This window comes from Anaeromyxobacter oryzisoli, from assembly GCF_022690765.1.
Classification (GTDB): domain Bacteria; phylum Myxococcota; class Myxococcia; order Myxococcales; family Anaeromyxobacteraceae; genus Anaeromyxobacter; species Anaeromyxobacter oryzisoli.
This window is the reverse complement of sequence record NZ_JALCZA010000092.1, coordinates 1-17215: the sequence shown is the minus strand read 5'-3', so window position 1 is coordinate 17215 and position 17215 is coordinate 1. Positions and strand designations below refer to the sequence as shown.

At 75.2% G+C, this 17215-nt stretch carries 18 protein-coding genes, 1 tRNA gene and 1 pseudogene; 10 read left to right on the top strand and 10 right to left on the bottom strand.

What is annotated here, in order from left to right; genetic code table 11:
* A pseudogene (locus MNZ27_RS20150) lies at window positions 1-445 on the bottom strand (hypothetical protein); the annotation flags it as partial.
* 202 nt (window positions 446-647) lie between these two features.
* On the opposite strand from MNZ27_RS20150, the gene MNZ27_RS20145 reads away from it, so the two are divergent.
* The 3 genes from MNZ27_RS20145 to MNZ27_RS20135 all read left to right on the top strand — a co-directional run bounded on the left by MNZ27_RS20145 (window position 648) and on the right by MNZ27_RS20135 (window position 2842).
* Window positions 648-1157: an OmpA family protein gene (locus MNZ27_RS20145; RefSeq protein ID WP_242395883.1), complete on the top strand. Its 510-nt coding sequence runs from the start codon at window positions 648-650 to the stop codon at window positions 1155-1157.
* Window positions 1158-1562: 405 nt separating this feature from the next.
* Entirely contained in the window at window positions 1563-2426 is an 864-nt protein-coding gene (locus MNZ27_RS20140) for a hypothetical protein (protein WP_242395882.1), read from the top strand.
* A gap of 17 nt (window positions 2427-2443) precedes the next feature.
* Window positions 2444-2842 (top strand): hypothetical protein, encoded by a 399-nt coding sequence (locus MNZ27_RS20135; protein WP_242395881.1) that lies wholly within the window; start codon window positions 2444-2446, stop codon window positions 2840-2842.
* A gap of 140 nt (window positions 2843-2982) precedes the next feature.
* Here MNZ27_RS20135 and MNZ27_RS20130 read toward each other — a convergent pair whose 3' ends face one another.
* From MNZ27_RS20130 to MNZ27_RS20105, 6 genes are read right to left on the bottom strand one after another with little or no spacing between them, the layout of a single operon-like run.
* Window positions 2983-3906, bottom strand: coding sequence for an RDD family protein (locus MNZ27_RS20130; RefSeq protein WP_242395880.1), 924 nt, complete (start codon window positions 3904-3906; stop codon window positions 2983-2985).
* Entirely contained in the window at window positions 3903-4895 is a 993-nt protein-coding gene (locus MNZ27_RS24100) for a stage II sporulation protein M (RefSeq protein WP_242395879.1), read from the bottom strand. Before MNZ27_RS24100 ends, MNZ27_RS20130 begins: the two co-directional genes overlap by 4 nt.
* Window positions 4892-6205, bottom strand: coding sequence for a DUF58 domain-containing protein (locus MNZ27_RS20120; protein WP_242395878.1), 1314 nt, complete (start codon window positions 6203-6205; stop codon window positions 4892-4894). Before MNZ27_RS20120 ends, MNZ27_RS24100 begins: the two co-directional genes overlap by 4 nt.
* Window positions 6202-7158 (bottom strand): AAA family ATPase, encoded by a 957-nt coding sequence (locus MNZ27_RS20115; RefSeq protein ID WP_242395877.1) that lies wholly within the window; start codon window positions 7156-7158, stop codon window positions 6202-6204. The genes MNZ27_RS20120 and MNZ27_RS20115 overlap by 4 nt, the downstream gene beginning before the upstream one ends.
* A complete protein-coding gene (locus tag MNZ27_RS20110) occupies window positions 7112-8395 on the bottom strand; it encodes a hypothetical protein (RefSeq protein ID WP_242395876.1) in 1284 nt (427 codons plus the stop codon). Before MNZ27_RS20110 ends, MNZ27_RS20115 begins: the two co-directional genes overlap by 47 nt.
* Window positions 8392-9030 carry a DUF4129 domain-containing protein gene (locus MNZ27_RS20105; protein WP_242395875.1) on the bottom strand — a complete coding sequence of 213 codons (639 nt, stop codon included), beginning with the start codon at window positions 9028-9030 and terminating at the stop codon, window positions 8392-8394. Before MNZ27_RS20105 ends, MNZ27_RS20110 begins: the two co-directional genes overlap by 4 nt.
* A gap of 124 nt (window positions 9031-9154) precedes the next feature.
* Between MNZ27_RS20105 and MNZ27_RS20100 the strand changes: the two genes are divergently transcribed.
* The 3 genes from MNZ27_RS20100 (at window position 9155) to MNZ27_RS20090 (ending at window position 11373) form a co-directional block, all read left to right on the top strand.
* Window positions 9155-9577, top strand: a complete 423-nt coding sequence (locus MNZ27_RS20100) for an NfeD family protein (protein WP_242395874.1) — start codon at window positions 9155-9157, stop codon at window positions 9575-9577.
* A 33-nt stretch (window positions 9578-9610) separates the two neighbouring features.
* On the top strand, window positions 9611-10630 hold the full coding sequence (locus tag MNZ27_RS20095; RefSeq protein ID WP_242395873.1) for an SPFH domain-containing protein: 1020 nt from the start codon (window positions 9611-9613) through the stop codon (window positions 10628-10630).
* Between the two features lie 95 nt (window positions 10631-10725).
* A complete protein-coding gene (locus tag MNZ27_RS20090) occupies window positions 10726-11373 on the top strand; it encodes a DUF4142 domain-containing protein (protein WP_242395872.1) in 648 nt (215 codons plus the stop codon).
* A gap of 11 nt (window positions 11374-11384) precedes the next feature.
* Here MNZ27_RS20090 and MNZ27_RS20085 read toward each other — a convergent pair whose 3' ends face one another.
* A complete protein-coding gene (locus MNZ27_RS20085; RefSeq protein WP_242395871.1) occupies window positions 11385-12209 on the bottom strand; it encodes a tetratricopeptide repeat protein in 825 nt (274 codons plus the stop codon).
* 152 nt (window positions 12210-12361) lie between these two features.
* On the opposite strand from MNZ27_RS20085, the gene ligD reads away from it, so the two are divergent.
* Both ligD and MNZ27_RS20075 read left to right on the top strand, forming a co-directional pair.
* Entirely contained in the window at window positions 12362-13936 is a 1575-nt protein-coding gene (ligD, locus tag MNZ27_RS20080; RefSeq protein ID WP_242395870.1) for a non-homologous end-joining DNA ligase, read from the top strand.
* Window positions 13937-14167: 231 nt separating this feature from the next.
* The gene (locus tag MNZ27_RS20075) at window positions 14168-14530 is read left to right on the top strand and encodes a hypothetical protein (RefSeq protein WP_242395869.1); all 363 of its coding nucleotides are present in this window, start codon (window positions 14168-14170) and stop codon (window positions 14528-14530) included.
* Window positions 14531-14597: 67 nt separating this feature from the next.
* Here MNZ27_RS20075 and MNZ27_RS20070 read toward each other — a convergent pair whose 3' ends face one another.
* On the bottom strand, window positions 14598-14873 hold the full coding sequence (locus MNZ27_RS20070) for a hypothetical protein (RefSeq protein WP_242395868.1): 276 nt from the start codon (window positions 14871-14873) through the stop codon (window positions 14598-14600).
* A 184-nt stretch (window positions 14874-15057) separates the two neighbouring features.
* Between MNZ27_RS20070 and MNZ27_RS20065 the strand changes: the two genes are divergently transcribed.
* Window positions 15058-16374, top strand: a complete 1317-nt coding sequence (locus MNZ27_RS20065) for a mechanosensitive ion channel family protein (protein WP_242395867.1) — start codon at window positions 15058-15060, stop codon at window positions 16372-16374.
* Between the two features lie 172 nt (window positions 16375-16546).
* Here MNZ27_RS20065 and MNZ27_RS20060 read toward each other — a convergent pair.
* Window positions 16547-16622 (bottom strand) — tRNA-Ala (locus MNZ27_RS20060).
* A 104-nt stretch (window positions 16623-16726) separates the two neighbouring features.
* Here MNZ27_RS20060 and MNZ27_RS20055 point away from each other — a divergent pair.
* Window positions 16727-17215 (top strand): tetratricopeptide repeat protein (locus MNZ27_RS20055; RefSeq protein ID WP_242395866.1); only part of this gene is annotated, 489 nt, incomplete at its 3' end.

Genomic DNA, 17215 nt, shown 5'->3' with positions numbered 1-17215 from the left:
CCTTCCTCGCCCCGCCGCCGCGCGAGGTCGTCGCCCGCGAGGCGCCGCGCCGGGACGGCTCTCCCGCGCCCCGGGCGGAGGCGCGCCGAGCCCGGGTCGCGCCCGCCGCGCCCCGCTCCGCCCGCCGCGACGTCTTGCGCCCCTGCGCGCGCGCCTCGGCCGTCTCCCGCCCGATCAGCTTGTTGAAGCTCGAGCGCTGCCCGCCCGCGGTGGTCTCCTCGTAAGTGAACGCGAGGTTCGACTCGTCGAACTTCCGGAACCAGTCGTCCCAGGAGATCCGCTCGAGCGTCCCCTCGCCGGTGTAGCCGGGGAAGTCGATGCGGATGATGCCGATCTCGTCGCCGCGCGACGTCGAGGCGACCTGGGCCGGCCACCCGCCGCGCTCCTCCGCCCAGCGGCGGATGGTGTCGTGATCGGTCGTCGTGAGGGAGACTCGCCGTGCCATGTGGGATACCTCCGTGACCCGTACATGCTGCGCACGGCGCCCGGCCTGCGGGAGCCCGGCTCCCGGGTTTGCGCGCGCGCCGCGGTCCCCCCGGCGCCGCGGTTCCCCCGGGCGCCGCGGTCCGCGTTGCGCGGTCCGCGCTTGCGTGCGGTGACCGAGTTCCGCAGGATCGCGCACGAACCCTCTCCAGGAGCACATACCTATGCGCACACTCGTCGTCTTCGCCCTCCTCGCCCTCGTCGCCCCCGCCGCGCGCGCCCAGACCCCCTGGGAAACGGCGAAGTCGGTCGCCGGCAAGGCCTCCGTGGGCAAGCTCGAGAAGGAGATCAACAAGCGCCTCCTGGACGAGGGGCGGAAGAACCAGTGCTCCTTCAAGAGCGACTCCGACGTCCTCGAGCCGGGCTGCGACGCCAAGATGAAGCGGCTCTCGAACGCGCTGGTGGACGCGAAGAAGAAGCTCGACGGCGCGGGGGTGAAGAACTTCAAGTTCGTCGTCTCCGGCCACACCGACACCTCCGGGTCCGCCGCGCACAACAAGGAGCTCTCCGCCAAGCGCGCGGCGGTCATCCAGAAGGAGCTGGTCGCGAAGGGCGTCCCGGCCGACGAGATCGAGTCGGTGGGGATGGGGTCCGAGCGGCCGCTCGTGAAGCCGGACGACACGCCCGCCAAGAAGGCGAAGAACCGCCGGTACGAGGTCCAGGTGAAGCTCTAAACGAGGGTTCGCGATTCGCGAACACCTTCGGTGTCGCGCCTCGCGCCCTCGTTTAGCCCTGTTACACGAGGGCTGCGCCCCCGCCCCCCGGGCCCAAACCGGGCCGGGGCCCCCCCCCAGCCCCCTGGTTTCCGGCGTGTACCGGGGGGCCGCCCCCCCCCCCCCCCCCCCCCCCCCCCCCCGGGGCCCCACCCCTGGCTCCGCGGGGCCCACGCGCGCTGGCGCGCGCTGTCCCGCGGGGAGGGGCGCTGCCCCTCCCCACTGTCGCTCGAATCACGATCGGCCGTTTAGGTTTCGCCGTCGCACATCGCACCACCCGGCGTAACGGAATCACTCACCGCGAACACCCCCGGGCGCGCTATGCTCGCGCGAGGCAGCACGCGACGCAGCGCCCGGGGGGTCCGCATGCCGCAGCTCGAGCAGCCGCTGGAGACGACGGTCGTCCGTCCGTCGCAGTACGAGGTCCCGCCGCCGCCGCTCCCGAGCGCTCCCGCCGGGTATCCCGGCGCGCCGGAGTTCACCGCGGGCGCGGCGATCGGCAAGACGCTCCAGGTCTGGTGGAAGAACCTCGGTCGGTTCTCGGCGCTCTCGCTCGCCTGGACCGCGCCGTTCGCGGTCTGGGCCGCCGCGGTCCAGCGCCGCGCGATCGACGTCGGGCGAGACCCCGCGCTGGGCCGTGACGCGGTCCTCTGGACCTTCGGCGTCGTGTGCGTCGTCTGGGTCGTCATGACCGTCGCCACCGGCGCGATGACCCACGGCGCGTTCGGCCACCTCCGAGGGGAGCGCGTGTCCTTCGGCGCCCTGCTCGCGACGGGCTTGCGTCGCGGGCCGGCGGTCTTCGGCGTCACCTTCGTCTCCTGGCTCGCGATCGTCTTCGGGATGATCCTCCTCGTGGCCCCCGGGGTCATGCTCGCCTGCGCCTGGGCCGCGGCGGTTCCGGCGGTGGTGGTGGAGCGGCTCGGCCCCTTCGCGGCGCTCCGGCGGAGCGCCGCCCTGACGCGCGGTGATCGCTGGAAGGTGCTCGGCACCTTCGCGGCGCTGTTCGGCGTCGTGTGGGGCCTCTCCGCGGTGATCCAGCTCGCGACGACCTCCGTGGCGCTCCTCGCGCTCTCGCCCGAGCGCGCGCCCTCGGCCATCCTCGTCGTGACCCAGCTCGGCCAGGCGTTCTTCTCGGCCATCCCGCTGATCGGGAGCGCGGTCGTCCATCACGAGCTCCGCGCCGCGAAGGAGGGGCTCGACGGCTCGCGGCTCGCGACGGTGTTCGACTAGCCCGGGAGGAACGTGCCATGGACCGACTCTCGCCCGGCGCGGTGCTCGGCAGGAGCTTCTCCCTGTGGGGCCGGCACTTCCTCGCCTTCACGGCGGTCGTCGTCGCGATCCATCTGCCCATGCTCCTGGTGGCCGCCGTCGCCCCGGGCGCCGGCGAGAGCCGCCTCGTGAGCGTGCTCTCGAGCCTGCTCGGGCTCGTGGCGGCCGGCGCCCTCACCGCCGGCACGCTCCGCGGCCTGCGCGGGGAGGTCCCACGGGTCGGCGAGATGGCGCGCGCCGGGGTCGCGCGTGTCTGGGCGGTGCTCGGCGCCTCGATCCTCTCGGGGATTGCGATCGTCCTCGGGGCGTTGCTGCTCCTGGTCCCCGGCGTCATCCTCGCGTGCGCGACCGCGGTGGCCATCCCCGTCACGATCTGAGGGTGCTGAAGGAGGGCGTGGACCCCGTGCAGGTCTCCACGGTGTTCGAGTGACGGCCCGCGGTGCGCCGGCCCGCTCGCCGGCGCTCGCGCGGCGCAGGCGACCGCCGCGCTCGGCGAGATCTTCGAGTGATGCAGCGGTCACGCCGCCCGGTCGTGCTTGCTCTCGCGCCGCTTCCCGAGGAGCAGCCGCCGCTCGAGGCGTCCGCGGAGCGCCGCGTAGAACGCCTCGAGGAACGGCTCGTCGGCGATCGGCGGGCCGTCCCAGGCGATCTTCCGGCGGATGGTCCCGGCGACGGTCTGGACCGCCTCGGCGTGCCCCGTCGTGCCGCGGCCGCGCAGCACCTGCTCGAGCACCTGGAGCTCGTAGACGCCGTAGACGTCGAGCTCGGCGTCGGTGAACGGCACCGGGGCGGCCGCCGCCGGCCGCGCGGCGGAGAGGTCCTCGAGGAGGACCGCCTCGGGGGTGCGGATGACGATCGTCCCCGCGACGAGATCCCCGACCCGGAGCCGGTCGCGGTTGAAGAGCGGCAGCAGGCCGAAGAGGAGCATCCAGAGGAGCGCGCCGAGGCGGGCCCACCCGGGCGCGCCGGGGAAGATCGCCTCCGGCGAGAAGAGCGCGATCACCGGCAGGTAGATCTCCAGCTCGCGGGTGAGGTTCCGCGCGATGATCGCCTCCGCGGAGAGCGGGCCGCCGCGGGCGTCCACCGCCCGGAGGCGGAGCCGGCGCTTCCCGGGCGTCTGGCCCTGCCAGGCGAGCTCGAAGAACGCGAAGTAGAACGTCCGGACGAGGAACCAGGCGAGGACCAGGATCGCGAGCGCGAGATCGCCGGCGACGTGGACCCCGGACAGCGCCAGGCCGAGCACGCCGAGGCCGACCGCCGCGAGGGCGAGGACCATGAGCGCCTGATCGAGCAGGAACGCGGCGGCGCGATCGCCGGCGAGCGCCACCGTGAACCGGATCGGCACCCCCTCCGGCGTGACGACCTCCTTCACCCGCTCGCCGGCGGCGGCGCGTCGCGGCGCGCGGGGGCCCGGCGGCGGGCGCGGCGGCGCGGCGGTCACCGGTCGGCCCTCCCCGAGGTGAAGAGGTACGCGTACAGCACGCCGAGCGAGCCGAGCGCCACCGCGTACCGCACCGGGACCGCGTGGACGAGCTGGCGGAAGATCCCCTCGACCAGGGCGGCGCAGAAGAAGAGCGCCACCGCCCCGAGCGCCAGGACCCCCGCCTCGCGTCCCCGCCGCGCGAGCCCGGCGAGCCGCTCCTCGCCGCCGGGGAACACCAGCGCCTGCCCGACCGCGAGCCCGGCGGCGCCGCAGAGCGCCACCGCGGTCAGCTCCGTGATCCCGTGCGGCAGCAGCCACCCCCAGAAGTCGAGCGAGAGGCCGCGGGACTGGTAGAGCGCGCCGAACGCGCCGAGCACGAGGCCGTTCGAGAACAGCAGGAGCGCGGCCGGGACGGCGCCGGCGAACCCGATCGCGAAGCAGAGGAGGCCGACGCGGGCGTTGTTCGAGAAGAGGAACATCGCGAAGGTCTGGAGCATCTGCGCCGCCCCCTCGCGGGCGTACAGCGCGTCGCGGAGCGCCTTCGTGGAGGAGGTCGGCCCGCGCCCCTGCGCGTAGGCGGCGTCCACGAACGCGTAGAAGCGCTCCGGATCCGCGCGGGTGAGGGCGAAGCCGGCGGCGGCGCCGGCGAGCAGGAGCGCCCAGGACACGAGCAGGTGCCAGCGGTGCGCGCGGACCGCGCGCGGGAACCGCCGGACGAAGAAGTCGGCGAGGGCGCCGCGGAGGTGGCGCCGCGTCCCGTACACGGCGAGGTAGGCCCGGCCGCAGAGCGACTCGAGGTAGTCGAGGACGTTCCGGTCGAGGGAGATCGCGCGCGCCACCGACAGCGAGGAGAGCGCCGCCCGGTAGAGCGCCGGGAGCCGCGCGAGCGCCCGGGGGTCGAGGGAGGCGAGGCCGCGCCGCTCCACCGTGTCGAGGAGCCCCTCGAGCTCGCGCCAGCCCGCCTCGCGCTCCGCGCGGAAGGCCGCGCTCTTGAGCGTCACGCTCACGCGATCTGCTCCCGGCGCTTCACGTCGAGGTAGCGGTTCACGAGCCGCGCCGAGACCTGCCCGGGCGCCGCGTCGACGCACTGGACGCCCATCCGGCGGAGGCGGGCGAGGACCCGCTCGCGCTCGCGCACGAGATCGGCCGCCACGACCGAGCGGTAGACATCCCCGAGCCGCCCGGGCGCGGCGAGCGCCACCGCCTCGAGCGCCGGGTCGCGCAGCGAGACGAACACCACGAGCTGACGCCGGGCGAGCCGGGAGAGGTTCTCGATCATCAGCTCGGCCGTCACGGTGTCCACGAACTCCGTGAAGACGACGACCAGCGAGCGGCGCCGGAGGCGCGCCGAGAGGTCGGTCAGCCCCAGGGTGAAGTTCGTCTCCTCGGTGGAGTACGCGAGGCGCGCGGAGAGCGCCTGGAGACGGGGGAACGATCCGAGCCCGGCCTGTGGCGCGGCCCAGGCGCGGGCGGTCCGGTCGAACGCGTAGAGCCCGACGCGGTCGCCGAGACGGAGGCTCACGTAGGCGAGGAGGAGGGCCGCGGAGACCGCGTGGTCGAGCCGCGGGACGCCCTCGAGCGGCTCGGCGACGAGGTGGCCGGTGTCGAGGGCGAGCACCACCTGGTGGTTCCGCTCCGCGCGGAACTCCTGGCAGAGCAGCTCGCGGTGGCGCGCCGACGCCTTCCAGGAGATCGCGCGCGGATCGAGCCCGGGGACGTACTCGACGAGGGCGTCGAACTCGGAGCCGTCGCCCACGAACCGCTCGACCTGTACGCCGGCGCCGAGCTCGCGCGACCCGAAGTAGCGGAACGCGGCGGCCCGGACCGGCGCGAGGTTCGGGACCACCGACACCGCGCGCCCGACCGGGATCCGGCGGCTCCGGCCGACGAGGCCGAGCGGCCCCTGCCAGCGGCACCACAGCGCGTCCACGGTGGGGCGACCGCGCCGCGCCGCGAGGAGCGGCAGCGCGAGCTCCACCCGCCCGTCCGGACCCGGCGCCAGCCGGCGGGGCGGCTGCGGCGCGAGGTCGGGGTGCAGATCCGCGAGGACCTCGAGGGCGCGCGCGCCGCGCAGGCCCGCGAGCCGCACGCGCGCCGCGCCGGCCTCGCCGACGGCGAGCCGCTCCGGCACGTCCACCTCGGCGGCGAGCCGGGCCGACGAGGGCGCGAGGAGCGCGTCCACCGCGAGGGCGAGCGCGGTCAGGGCCGCGGCGGCGAGCCAGAGCGCCCACAGGCGCGGGTGGCCCAGCGCCGGCAGGAGCGCGATCGGGAAGCCGGCCGCGGCGAGCGCGACCGCCCTGGGGGTCGGGTGGATCACCGGGGCGCCCCGACCTCCTCGACGACGCGCGCCACCGCCTGGTCCGCGGTGAGCCCCTCGATCTCCGCGCCCGGCGCCAGCACCACCCGGTGGCGCAGGACGGGGAGGGCGAGGGCCTTCACGTCGTCGGGGATCACGAAGGCGCGCCCCTGGATCGCCGCGTGCGCGCGGGCGGCGGTGGCGAGCATGGTGGCCGCGCGCGGGGAGGCGCCGCACAGCAGCGCGGGCCGGCCGCGGGTCGCCCGCACCAGGTCCACCACGTAGTCCACGATGGGCTCCTCGAGCCGGATCGCGGCCACGGCGCGGCGCATCGCGAGGAGGTCCTCGAGCCCGGCCACCGGCGCGATCCCGAACTCGGTGATGGGCGGGGTGGCGGTCCGGTGCCCGTGGACGCGGACCATCGCCCGCTCCTCGTCACGCTCCGGGTAGCCGACGGTGATCTTGAACAGGAACCGATCGAGCTGGGCCTCGGGGAGGGGGTAGGTCCCCTCCTGCTCGATGGGGTTCTGCGTCGCGAGCACCATGAAGCCGCCGGAGAGCCGGTGGGTCTTGCCGTCGATCGTGACGGCGCGCTCCTGCATCGCCTGGAGGAGCGCCGCCTGCGTCTTGGGCGGGGTCCGGTTGATCTCGTCGGCGACGAGCACGTCGGTGAAGATCGGCCCCTTCGTGAGGACGAAGGCGTTGGTGCGGAAGTCGAAGAGGTTCGTGCCGAGCACGTCGCCCGGCATGAGGTCGGGCGTGAACTGGATGCGGTTGAAGCCGACGCCGAGCGCCGCGGCGAAGGCGCGCGCGAGGAGCGTCTTGGCCGTCCCCGGCACCCCCTCCACGAGGACGTGCCCGTCCGAGAGGAGCGCGACGAGCATGAGGTCGAGGGCCCGGTCCTGGCCCACGACCACCTTGTGGACCTCAGCCCTGAGCCGCTCGGTCGTGTCCCGGATCGCCTGGAGCTCCATCCGTCATCTCCTGTCGCCAGCGGTGAATGGCCTGCGCCGCGCGCACGGTCTCCGCCTCCGCGCCGCGCCGCGCGCCCTCGAGCCTCCGGACCCGCTCCTCGAGCGCGAGGAGGTCCCGGCTCCGTCCCCGCGCCGCCGCGAGGCGGGCGAGCCACGCGTCCGGCTCCCCCGCCTCCCCCGGCGGCCGGAGCCGCGCCACGACCGCGTCCTTCGCGGCCTTCAGGTAGGCGGCCGCGGCGTGCGAGAGGTGCCCGCCGTGGCGGAGCAGCTCGGCGGTGTTCTCCACGAGGAACGCCTTGCCGGGCGCGAGGAGCGGGGCCGCCGGGCGCGGTCGCCCGAAGCGGATCAGCGCCGCCCACGCGAGGAGCGCCGCCATGAGCAGCGCCTGGGCCGTCGCGAGGACGAGCGGGAACCGGAGGAGCTCCCGGACGAGGGAGGGCTGCAGGTCGTTGCCGTGGAGCGTCTCGTCCACGAGCAGGGGGCGCGCGCCCGCGCCGAGCCGCTCCGCGAGCCGGACCGCGAGCACCGCGTCGTCCCCGCGCCCGAGCCCGTGCGTCTCGAGCACGTCCGGGTCCGCGAGGACGATGGTGCGCCAGCCGTCGCCGGTCAGCTCGCCCGCGAGGATCCCGTCGTCGCACGCCACGAGCGGCGCGAGCGCGCTGGACCGGACGAGCTGAGGACGGTCGAGGGTGGGGGCGGGGAGGGGACCCCGCCACGCGCCGACGGAGTGATCGGGGCGGACCACCTCGGCCTCGAGGTCGAGGAGGTCGAGGACGCGCTGCGCCGCCGCCGGCGGAGCGACGTCGGCGTGCTGCACCCACCGCGGGCGGAGCGGGTCCGGGATCGCGCCGCGCTTGGGCAGCACCACGAGCAGCCGCCGCGCGACGGCGTCGATGTCCACGAGCGCGCTCGCGCGCGGGCCGTCCCCGCTCTCCTCGACGAGCGGCTCGAGCAGCGCCACCACCGCCTCGCCCGCCGCCTTGTCGGCGGTCCGGTGCCGCGAGACGATCACGGGCACGCCGAGGTCCCGGAGGAGCGCGAGGTAGGCGCGGTGGCCGACGGCGGACGGGCTCCACGCGTCGGAGAGGGCGCTCCGCGGCTCGGAGATCGCGTCGCCGAAGGCGCCGAGGAGGCCCGCCGCGAGCAGCGACGCCGCCCCGACCCCGGCGACGATCAGCGCCCCGCGCCGCGAGAAGGGCGCGTCGCCGCGCGCCGCCGCTCCCCCCGCGGCGCTCACGCCGCGCTCCGGTACGTCTGGACGAAGGCGTGGAACCGGTCGAGGCAGGCGCGGTACTCGTCCTCGCCCGGCTCGGCGCCGCCGAAGCGCGAGAGCTCCACCGCGACGACGAGCCCGGCGAGCGCCTCCCGGGCGCGCCCGGGGAGCCGCGCCCGCTCGACGATCTCCCGGGAGGTGAGCGACGGCGCCAGCCGGGCGCCGCGCGAGAGGGCCGAGAGGGTCTCGAGGAGGAGCGCGTGGATCGCCTCGCCGTGACGGCCCCTGGCCGCGAGCGCCTCCGCGCTCGCGATGGGGATCGCGACGGGCGCCGCGGCCGGCGAGGCGGCGGGCAGCGCGACGTCGCGGGGGGCGCGCCGGAGACGGCGCACCAGCCAGGCGGCGACGAGGAGCGCGATCGCCAGGGCGGCGCCGTACGCGAGGACGCGCAGCACCTTGGCGAGGGCGGGGAACCGGAGATCGAGCCGCGGCGGCGGCGCCTGCGGCCGCGGCAGCGCGGCCTGGTACTCGCGGCCCGAGAGGACCCGGGCGGCGCGCGCCCGGATCGTGGCCGCGTCCGCGGCCGCCCGCTCGGGCGCCGGCGCCGGCGCGGTCGCGGTGGCGATCAGGGCGGCGACGAGCCCGGCGACGAGTGGCATCCGCGGCGAGCGTAGAACGGAGGGTGACGGTCGCACAAGCACGTCGGGAAAGGTGCCCGTGGCGGTCCCGCCGGTGCCGCGTCGGAGGGCGTGGTAGCATCCCGGGGTCCGGGAGGACGCCTCGATGATCTGGTGGCTCTGGGTGCTCGGAGGGCTCGCGCTGCTCGCGCTCGAGCTGGTCACGCCGGGGGGACTGTTCGCCCTCTTCTTCGGCGTCGGCGCGCTCTGCGTGGCGCCGCTCGCCGCGATCGGCGTGGGCGAGGTCTGGCAGTGGCTCGCGTTCACCGTCGTCTCGCTCGCCCTCCTCGCGACCTTGCGGAACCGGCTCCTCGAGCGGCTCGAGCGCAAGCCGGCGGCGCAGGTGGACGGGCTCGTCGGCGAGGAGGCGGTCCTCCTCGAGGACGTCCCCGCCGGCGGGCACGGGCGGGCCGAGCTGCGGGGCGTCCCGTGGTCGGCCCGGATCGCCTCCGGGATCCCGCTCCGCGCCGGCCAGCGTTGTCGGGTCGAGCGGGTGGACGGGCTGGTGCTGTGGCTACGCGCCGAGTGAAGTGAAGGCGGCGCTCTCTCGAAGGGGTCTCCCATGGAATCGGTCAGCGCAGCGCTCGTCATCGCCGTCCTCGTGGCGATCTTCGCGATCTTCGTGGTCGTGAAGACCGCCGTCGTCGTGCCGCAGCAGAACGCGTACGTCGTCGAGCGGCTCGGCCGCTTCAGCGCCGTGCTCGACGCGGGCTTCCACGTCCTCGTCCCGTTCATCGACGTCATCCGCTACCGGCACACGCTCAAGGAGCAGGCGATCGACATCCCGGAGCAGATCTGCATCACGAAGGACAACGTCCAGGTCGGCGTGGACGGCATCCTCTACCTCAAGGTGCTCGATCCCCAGCGCGCGTCCTACGGGATCGCGGACTACTACTACGCGATCAGCCAGCTCGCGCAGACGGCGCTCCGGAGCGAGATCGGGAAGATCGACCTCGACCGCACCTTCGAGGAGCGGTCGCACGTGAACGGCATGGTCGTGTCGGAGCTCGACAAGGCGACCGGGCCGTGGGGCGTGAAGGTCCTGCGGTACGAGATCAAGAACATCACCCCGCCGCACGACGTCCTCGCCGCGATGGAGAAGCAGATGCGGGCCGAGCGGGAGAAGCGCGCCGTGATCCTCGCCTCCGAGGGCGAGCGCGACGCCGCCATCAACGGCGCCGAGGGGAAGAAGCAGCAGGTCATCAAGGCCTCCGAGGCGGCGCGGCAGCAGCAGATCAACGAGGCGGAGGGCCAGGCGCAGGCGATCCTCGCGATCTCGAGCGCCACGGCCGACGGCCTGCGGAAGGTCGCCGAGGCGATCAGCGAGCAGGGCGGCATCGAGGCGGTGCAGCTCCGGGTCGCCGAGCAGTACGTGGAGCAGTTCGGCAACCTCGCGAAGGTGAACAACACGGTGATCCTGCCGGCGACGCTCTCCGACGTGGGCTCGATGATCGCCGCCGCGATGAACGTGCTGCGGACCGCGGCGCCCGCCGCCGAGCCGGTGCGGAGCACGATCCCGTCCGCCCGCGCGCCCGGCGCCCCGCCGGCGCTGCGGCCACAGGCCGGGCGCCCGCTCCCGTAGCGCGACCGTCGACCCTCGCCCGGCGATTCCTCTCCCGGCCGGCCCGCGCGGCATCGCGTGGCGCCGGCCGCATCTTTCATCGGGGAGGGGAAGCGATGAACCACATCGGCATCCGACACGTGATCGCCTTGACCGCCGCGGGGCTCGCGCTCGGCGGCTCGACGCTGGCGCAAGCGCCCGCCGGGAACGCGCCCGTCCGGCCTGTCCCGGGGGCGCCGCCGGCCGCGAGCAGCCCCGCGGGCGGCGGCGTGGGATCGAGCGGCCAGATCTCCGCCGAGGACCTGCGCGCCAAGCTCACGCCGCTGCACGCCCGCATCGCCCTGTACCGCGACGCCGGGAAGCTCGCCGGCGACCGGGGACGGACCCCGGCGGTGAAGGACGTCGGGAAGCGAATGGACCGGGACTTCCAGCGGCTCGACGACGGCCTCTCGAAGCTCGCGAAGGAGCGCGGCTTCGACGTCGGCGCGGTCGGCGCGTCCGAGACCGCCGCGAAGGACGCGATCCTCGCGCGGCTCCGTGGCGAGAGCGGAGACGCGTTCGACACCGACTTCGTGCGGGAGATGTCGACGGGCCTCGAGGCGGACGTCGCGGCCACCAAGCAGGCCCGCGACTCGACCCCCGGCTCCGACGCGCGCGTGAAGAAGTGGCTCGACGACGCGGTGCGAGGGCTGCAGGACCACCTGAACCAGGTCCGCGCGGCGAAGGTCGCGGTCGACAAGGCTCGGGGGCAGGGGAAGGGGTAGGGGGAGGGAGATCACCCCCGCACGAGCCGCCGGTAGGTCGCCAGGTGCCGGCGCGCCTCGTGCCTCCGCCCGAGCCGCTCGAGGAGGCCCGCGAGCTTGTGATGTGCGCTGGCCAGCGTGCCGTCCGCCTCGAGGGCGCGGGCGTAGGCGAGGAGCGCCTCGTCGAGGAGCCCTTGGTCTTCGAGCACGACGCCGAGGCCGAAGGAGGCGGCGGCGCGGTGCTCCGGATCGGCGAGCGCGCGCCGGTAGTGATACTCGGCGGCGCGCGGGTCCCCTTCCTCGTGCAGCAGGCGGCCGAGGCTCAGGTGCGCGCCGGGGTGGTCCGGCTCGAGATCGAGCGCCCGCCGGTAGGCCTCGCGGGCCTCGGCGGGGGCGGCGTCCTCGAGATCGCGGCCCCATTGGAACCAGGACTCGGCGTCGAGCTTCCCTGGCGGCCGCCGGCGGGCGGCGGCGCGAACGAGCGGGGCGACGCGGCGCGCGAGCTCGCTCACCTCGAAGCGGAGGAGGATCTGCCCGGACTCGGGCGCCCAGCGCGCCCCCGCGTCCTGGACCACGACGTCGTCGCCCTCGGCGGCCACCCGGACGGACGCGAGGGAGCGGCCGGCGGGGAGCTGGAGGCGGAGGCGCCGGAGGGCGCGCCGGACGCGGGCGGCGGGCACGCGCGCGTGGACGAGCCCCGCCGCGGCGCGGAGGAGCACGAGGTCCTGGAACGAGAAGCGGAGCGCGTTGCGCGGGCCGCGTCGCGCGTCCACGAACCCGGCGCGCGCGAACCGCCGGACCTCGTGCACGGACAGGCCGAGCATCCGGGCGACGTCCTGGGAGCGGTAGCCCCACATCGGGGCCGAGGTTAGACGCCCCGGCCCCTTCTTGGAAGGGGGCGGCGGCACCGGCCGGGCGCGGCGCCCGGCCCGGCCGGGATCCCGTCCCGGTTCGCGATCGAGCGGGCCGCGCGGCGCGGTTATGGGAAGTCGCAGGAGGGCCCACGGGCGTGGCCGATCGGCTCGATCGATATCGCGCGAAGCGCGTCCCCGGGCGGACGCCCGAGCCGTTCGGCGGCGCGCGTGTGGCGGCCGAGGCGCCCGGCGCGGCGCGCCTGTTCGTGGTCCAGAAGCACGCGGCGCGCAGGCTCCACTGGGACTTCCGCCTCGAGCTCGGCGGGACGCTGCGGAGCTGGGCCGTCCCGAAGGGCCCCTCCGCCGATCCTGCCGAGAGGCGGCTCGCGGTCGAGGTGGAGGATCACCCCGTCGAGTACGCGGACTTCGAGGGGATCATCCCCGCCGGGAACTACGGCGCGGGCGCGGTGATCGTGTGGGACCGCGGCTCCTGGCAGCCCCTCGGCGATCCCGTGAAGGGGCTCGAGGGAGGGAAGCTGACGTTCCTGCTGCACGGCGACAAGCTCCGCGGAGAGTGGACGCTGGTCCGCACGCGGCGCGTCGGCGACAAGCAGCAGTGGCTCCTGATGAAGCACCGCGGCGACGCCTTCGCCGGGCCGGGGCGGCCGTTCCCCGAGGAGTCGGTGCTCTCCGGGCGCCTCCTCGAGGAGGTCGCCGCCGAGGGCGGTCGGGGGGAGGCGACGGTCCGGGCCGGCGCCCGGGCGAGGAGGCCGGCGCGCGGCCCGCGGCCGCGCGGGTCCGCGGCCGGCGCTCACGAACGGGTGACGGCGATCTCCAACCCGGACAAGGTCTTCTTCCCCGCCGAAGGAATCACGAAAGGTGATCTCGTCGCCTACCACCGCGCGATCGCGCCCTTCATGCTGCCGTTCCTGGCGGATCGCCCGCTCGTGCTCACGCGCTATCCCGACGGCATCGAGGGGAAGAGCTTCTTCCAGAAGGACGCGCCGGCGTGGCGGCCGCCGTGGCTCCGCACGGTGACGGTCCACGCGGAGGACGCAGGGCGCGACCTCGAGCACTTCCTCGTGGACGACGCCGACGGCCTCGCGTGGCTCGTGAACCTCGGCACGATCCCGATCCACGTCTTCGCGAGCCGGGCCACCGCCCTCGAGCGGCCGGACTGGTGCGTCGTCGATCTCGATCCGAAGGAGGCGCCGTTCGCGCACGTGGTGACGCTCGCGCGGGCGCTCCACGCGCTGTGCGAGGACATCGGGCTCCCCTCGTACCCGAAGACCACCGGGCAGAAGGGGCTGCACGTCCTCGTCCCGCTGGGGGGGCAGCTCACCCACGGCCAGGCCCGCGCCCTGGGCGAGCTCCTCGCGCGCGCGATCGAGGCCGAGCACCCCGACCTGTCCACCACCGCGCGCGCGCTGCGGGCGCGCGGACGCCGCGTGTACCTCGATTACCTCCAGAACGGCTACGGGAAGACGATCGCCGCGCCGTACACGGTCCGGCCGCGGCCGGGTGCGCCGGTGTCGGCCCCCCTGCGATGGCGCGAGGTGAACGCGCGGCTCGATCCCTCGCGCTTCACGATTCGCAACATGCGCGCGCGCGCGGAGCGGCTGGGCGCCGATCCGCTCCGGCCCGTGATCGAGGAGCGGCCGGAGCTCGTCGCCGCGCTGGATCGCCTGCGGGCGCGCCTCGTGCGCCGCGGCGCGGCGCGTGCGCCCTGACGGCGCATCGAGCGAATCGTCGCAAACGGGTGACGCGGTGGAACGCAGGAGGCCCTCGGCGGATTCCCGGTGGAGTGCTCGTCCGGGCGCCTGGGTCCCTGCAGGGACCCGCCCTCGCGCCGCGCGGCGAGCCATTTGCCGGGCCAATTCGGCTCAACCGTCCAGGAAATGATGGACAATGCAAGGCAATCCGATATGGTTGGGCCTCGCTCTTTCCACCAGGAGCCCAACATGGCAAGACAGCCCCGCGAAACCTCCGTAGACTCCATCCTCCGCGAAGCCGCCGACGACGTGGTGCAGCGCGTCTCCGCCGCGATCGCCAAGCAGCTCGCCGAGCTCGTGCAGGAGGGCGTCGAGCGCGAGCTGGCGAGCGCCGGCGGCCCGGCCCGCGGGCGTGGCCGCGCCCGCCGCGCCGCCGCGCGGCGCCCCCGCACCGAGATCACGAAGTGGGTGGCGGACAACCGGGCCCGCCGAGTCCCGAACTTCGTCATCGAGGCGACCGGCCTCGACACCAAGCGGAAGATCGTCGCCAAGTTCGGCGAGGGGGCCACGTTCGAGAAGAACAAGCCGCTCCCGAAGCCCAAGGCGGCCTAGAGGCACGCGGGCGAGGCCCCGCGCGGATCCCGGAGGACCGAGCCCGACGTCCGGGCTCGAGCCCGGCTCAGCGCTGGACCAGCCCGCGCACGAGCCCCGCGCGCTCGAGCGCGTCGCACGACGCGTCGAGGTCGCCGGGCGCGAGCCAGAACCCGGCTCCGCGCCGCGGCGCGTTCGAGCCGAGGGCGGTCGGAGTCGCGAACTCCTCCACCTCGACGGCGTAGCGGAGCGCGACCGCGTCCAGCACGGCCTCGACCTGCCGGGCCTCGGCCAGCGTCGTGGCCAGGTAGACGCGGACGATCTCCGTCCCCTCCTCGAACGCCTCCATCGCGATGCGGGTCATCCCGGCTCCTCGACTGGGAGGGGCGGACCCTTGCCCGTCCCTCGCGCCCGAAGTGGATCCGGGCGCTTCACCCACCTGCGCCCCGCTCGCGCGGGTCGGCCCGCGAGCGCGTCGACCTCTTCGACGAGCTCGCGGGCTTCAATGTAACCCGCCACGCGGCGGCCGCGCGCTATCCTCCGCGGCCATGAACCCGCTCCGCCTCCCGGGACGCGCCGCCGCGGCTGCCCTGCTCGTCGCGCTCGCCGCCCCCGTCCTCGCGGCGTCGCAGGGCGTGGCGCCCCCTGCGCCCGCCGCCGCCACCACCGCTCCCGCTCCCGCTCCCAGCGCGCCGCGCGAGCGCTTCGTGCCGACGGACGCGCGCCCCTTCTTCGAGGAGCACCTCCCGGCGCCGCTGCTGGCCCGCGGACCGCGCGGGCTCCTCTGGTGGCAGTGGGTGGCGCTCCCGGTCCTGGTGGTCCTCGCCTACGTCCTGGGCGCGGTGCTCGCCTGGCTCACCCGGCTGATCCTCGGCCACCTCGCTGCGCGCACGCCGACGCGCTGGGACGACCTCCTGCTGGCGAAGCTCGCCGGGCCGCTCCGGTGGCTCTGGACGATCGCCATCGTCACGGCGTTCCAGTCCGCGCTCCTGCTCGACGACGCGGCGGTGGGCGTCCTGCAGCGGATCCTGCGGTCGACGGCGTACCTCGTGCTGTTCTGGGCGGGCTTCCGCGTGGTGGACATCGCGTTCGCGATCGCGGCCGAGGCGCCCTGGACGCGCGCGGATCGCGGCCTCGCGGGGCTCCTGCCGCTGGGCCGGAGGCTCGGCAAGGTGCTCGTGGCCGCCATCGGCCTCATCGCGGCGCTGAACGAGCTCGGCTTCCAGGTGGCGAGCCTCCTCGCCGGCCTCGGCATCGGCGGCATCGCCATCGCCCTCGCGGCGCAGAAGACGGTCGAGCACCTCTTCGGCTCGGTGGCGATCGGGGTGGACCAGCCGTTCCGGACCGGGGACTTCGTGAAGATCGACGACTTCACCGGCACGGTCGAGACGATCGGCCTGCGCTCGACGCGCTTCCGCACCCTCGACCGGACCCTCGTCTCGATCCCGAACGGGAAGCTCGCGGACATGAAGACCGAGACCTTCGCCGCGCGCGATCGGATCCGGCTGTACGTGACCCTCGGCCTCTCCTACGGCACCACCGCGGCGCAGATGCGGGAGGTGCTCGCCCGGATCGAGGCGGCCCTGCGCGCGCACCCGAGGCTCTCGAAGGAGTCCCCGCCGAGCGTCCGCTTCGTCGCCCTGCAGGCCTCGACCCTCGACGTGGAGGTGATGGCCTGGTTCGACACCACGGACTGGAACGAGTTCACCGCGCTGCGCCAGGAGCTCTTCCTCGGCTTCATGGAGATCGTCGAGGGGGCGGGCACCTCGCTCGCGTTCCCGACGCAGACCGTGCACGTCGTGTCCGACGCCGGGGCGGTGGCGGGCGAGCGCACCGCGCCCCCGCCGCCGCGCTCCGGCGCGTGAGCCGCGCCGAAAAGAGAAGCGGGGGGGGGGGGGGGCCGGGGGCGGGGGGGGGGGGGGGGGGGGGGGGGGGGGGGGGCGCCCGCCCCCCGCCGCCCCCCCGCGGCCGCGCGCGGGCGGGTGAGCCGCGCCTAAAAGAGACGCGGCCGGGCGTGGCCGCGGGGCCGCTTCGGATTGGTGGAGCTGATCGGGATCGAACCGACGACCTCTAGAGTGCGATTCTAGCGCTCTCCCAGCTGAGCTACAGCCCCAGGACTCTTCGCCTCAGGTGCGGGCGACGCGCGTTCTTAGCGGTTGGGCGAGAACGTGTCAAGCGCCGTTTGGCCGGGACGGATGCTATCTTGCTCCCCCGAACATGCCCACACCCTCGAAGCCCATCACGCCCGCCGAGCTGTCCGCCCTGGAGCACGCGTTCGCCTCCGATCCCGGCTCCGACGCCTATCGACCCCTGACGGAGGCCTACCTCGCGGCGGGCCGCTTCATGGAGGCGATGGTCGTCTGCAAGAAGGGCGTGAAGGCCCACCCCGACGACCCCGCCGCGAAGGTCCTGCTCGCGCGCGTCTACGCGGACCAGGGGAAGGATCGCAAGGCGCTCGAGGAGCTCGCCGCGGTGCTCGGCGCGTTCCCGACGTTCGCCGCCGCCAACCTGCTCGCCGGCGTGCTGCACATGCGGGTAGGCGACCGCGCCGCGGGCGAGGCGGCCCTCCGCCGCGCCGCCGAGAGCGCGCCCGACGACCCCGCGATCCGGGAGGCGCTCGCGAAGTACGGCGTCGCCGCGGCGCCTCCGCCCGCGCCGCCGCCCACTGCCGCTCCGCGCGCCACCGCCGCCGCGGCGCGCGCCACC

Excerpts from the sequence above, each read along its gene's own strand:
- MNZ27_RS20065 (WP_242395867.1), top strand. The coding sequence starts at position 15,058 with ATGAACCCGCTCCGCCTCCCGGGACGCGCCGCCGCGGCTGCCCTGCTC.
- MNZ27_RS20090 (WP_242395872.1), top strand. The coding sequence starts at position 10,726 with ATGAACCACATCGGCATCCGACACGTGATCGCCTTGACCGCCGCGGGG.
- MNZ27_RS20115 (WP_242395877.1), bottom strand. The coding sequence starts at position 7,158 with ATGGAGCTCCAGGCGATCCGGGACACGACCGAGCGGCTCAGGGCTGAG.
- MNZ27_RS20085 (WP_242395871.1), bottom strand. The coding sequence starts at position 12,209 with ATGTGGGGCTACCGCTCCCAGGACGTCGCCCGGATGCTCGGCCTGTCC.
- MNZ27_RS20135 (WP_242395881.1), top strand. The coding sequence starts at position 2,444 with ATGGACCGACTCTCGCCCGGCGCGGTGCTCGGCAGGAGCTTCTCCCTG.
- MNZ27_RS20105 (WP_242395875.1), bottom strand. The coding sequence starts at position 9,030 with ATGCCACTCGTCGCCGGGCTCGTCGCCGCCCTGATCGCCACCGCGACC.
- MNZ27_RS20145 (WP_242395883.1), top strand. The coding sequence starts at position 648 with ATGCGCACACTCGTCGTCTTCGCCCTCCTCGCCCTCGTCGCCCCCGCC.
- MNZ27_RS20075 (WP_242395869.1), top strand. The coding sequence starts at position 14,168 with ATGGCAAGACAGCCCCGCGAAACCTCCGTAGACTCCATCCTCCGCGAA.
- MNZ27_RS20095 (WP_242395873.1), top strand. The coding sequence starts at position 9,611 with ATGGAATCGGTCAGCGCAGCGCTCGTCATCGCCGTCCTCGTGGCGATC.
- MNZ27_RS20140 (WP_242395882.1), top strand. The coding sequence starts at position 1,563 with ATGCCGCAGCTCGAGCAGCCGCTGGAGACGACGGTCGTCCGTCCGTCG.
- MNZ27_RS20070 (WP_242395868.1), bottom strand. The coding sequence starts at position 14,873 with ATGACCCGCATCGCGATGGAGGCGTTCGAGGAGGGGACGGAGATCGTC.
- MNZ27_RS20100 (WP_242395874.1), top strand. The coding sequence starts at position 9,155 with ATGATCTGGTGGCTCTGGGTGCTCGGAGGGCTCGCGCTGCTCGCGCTC.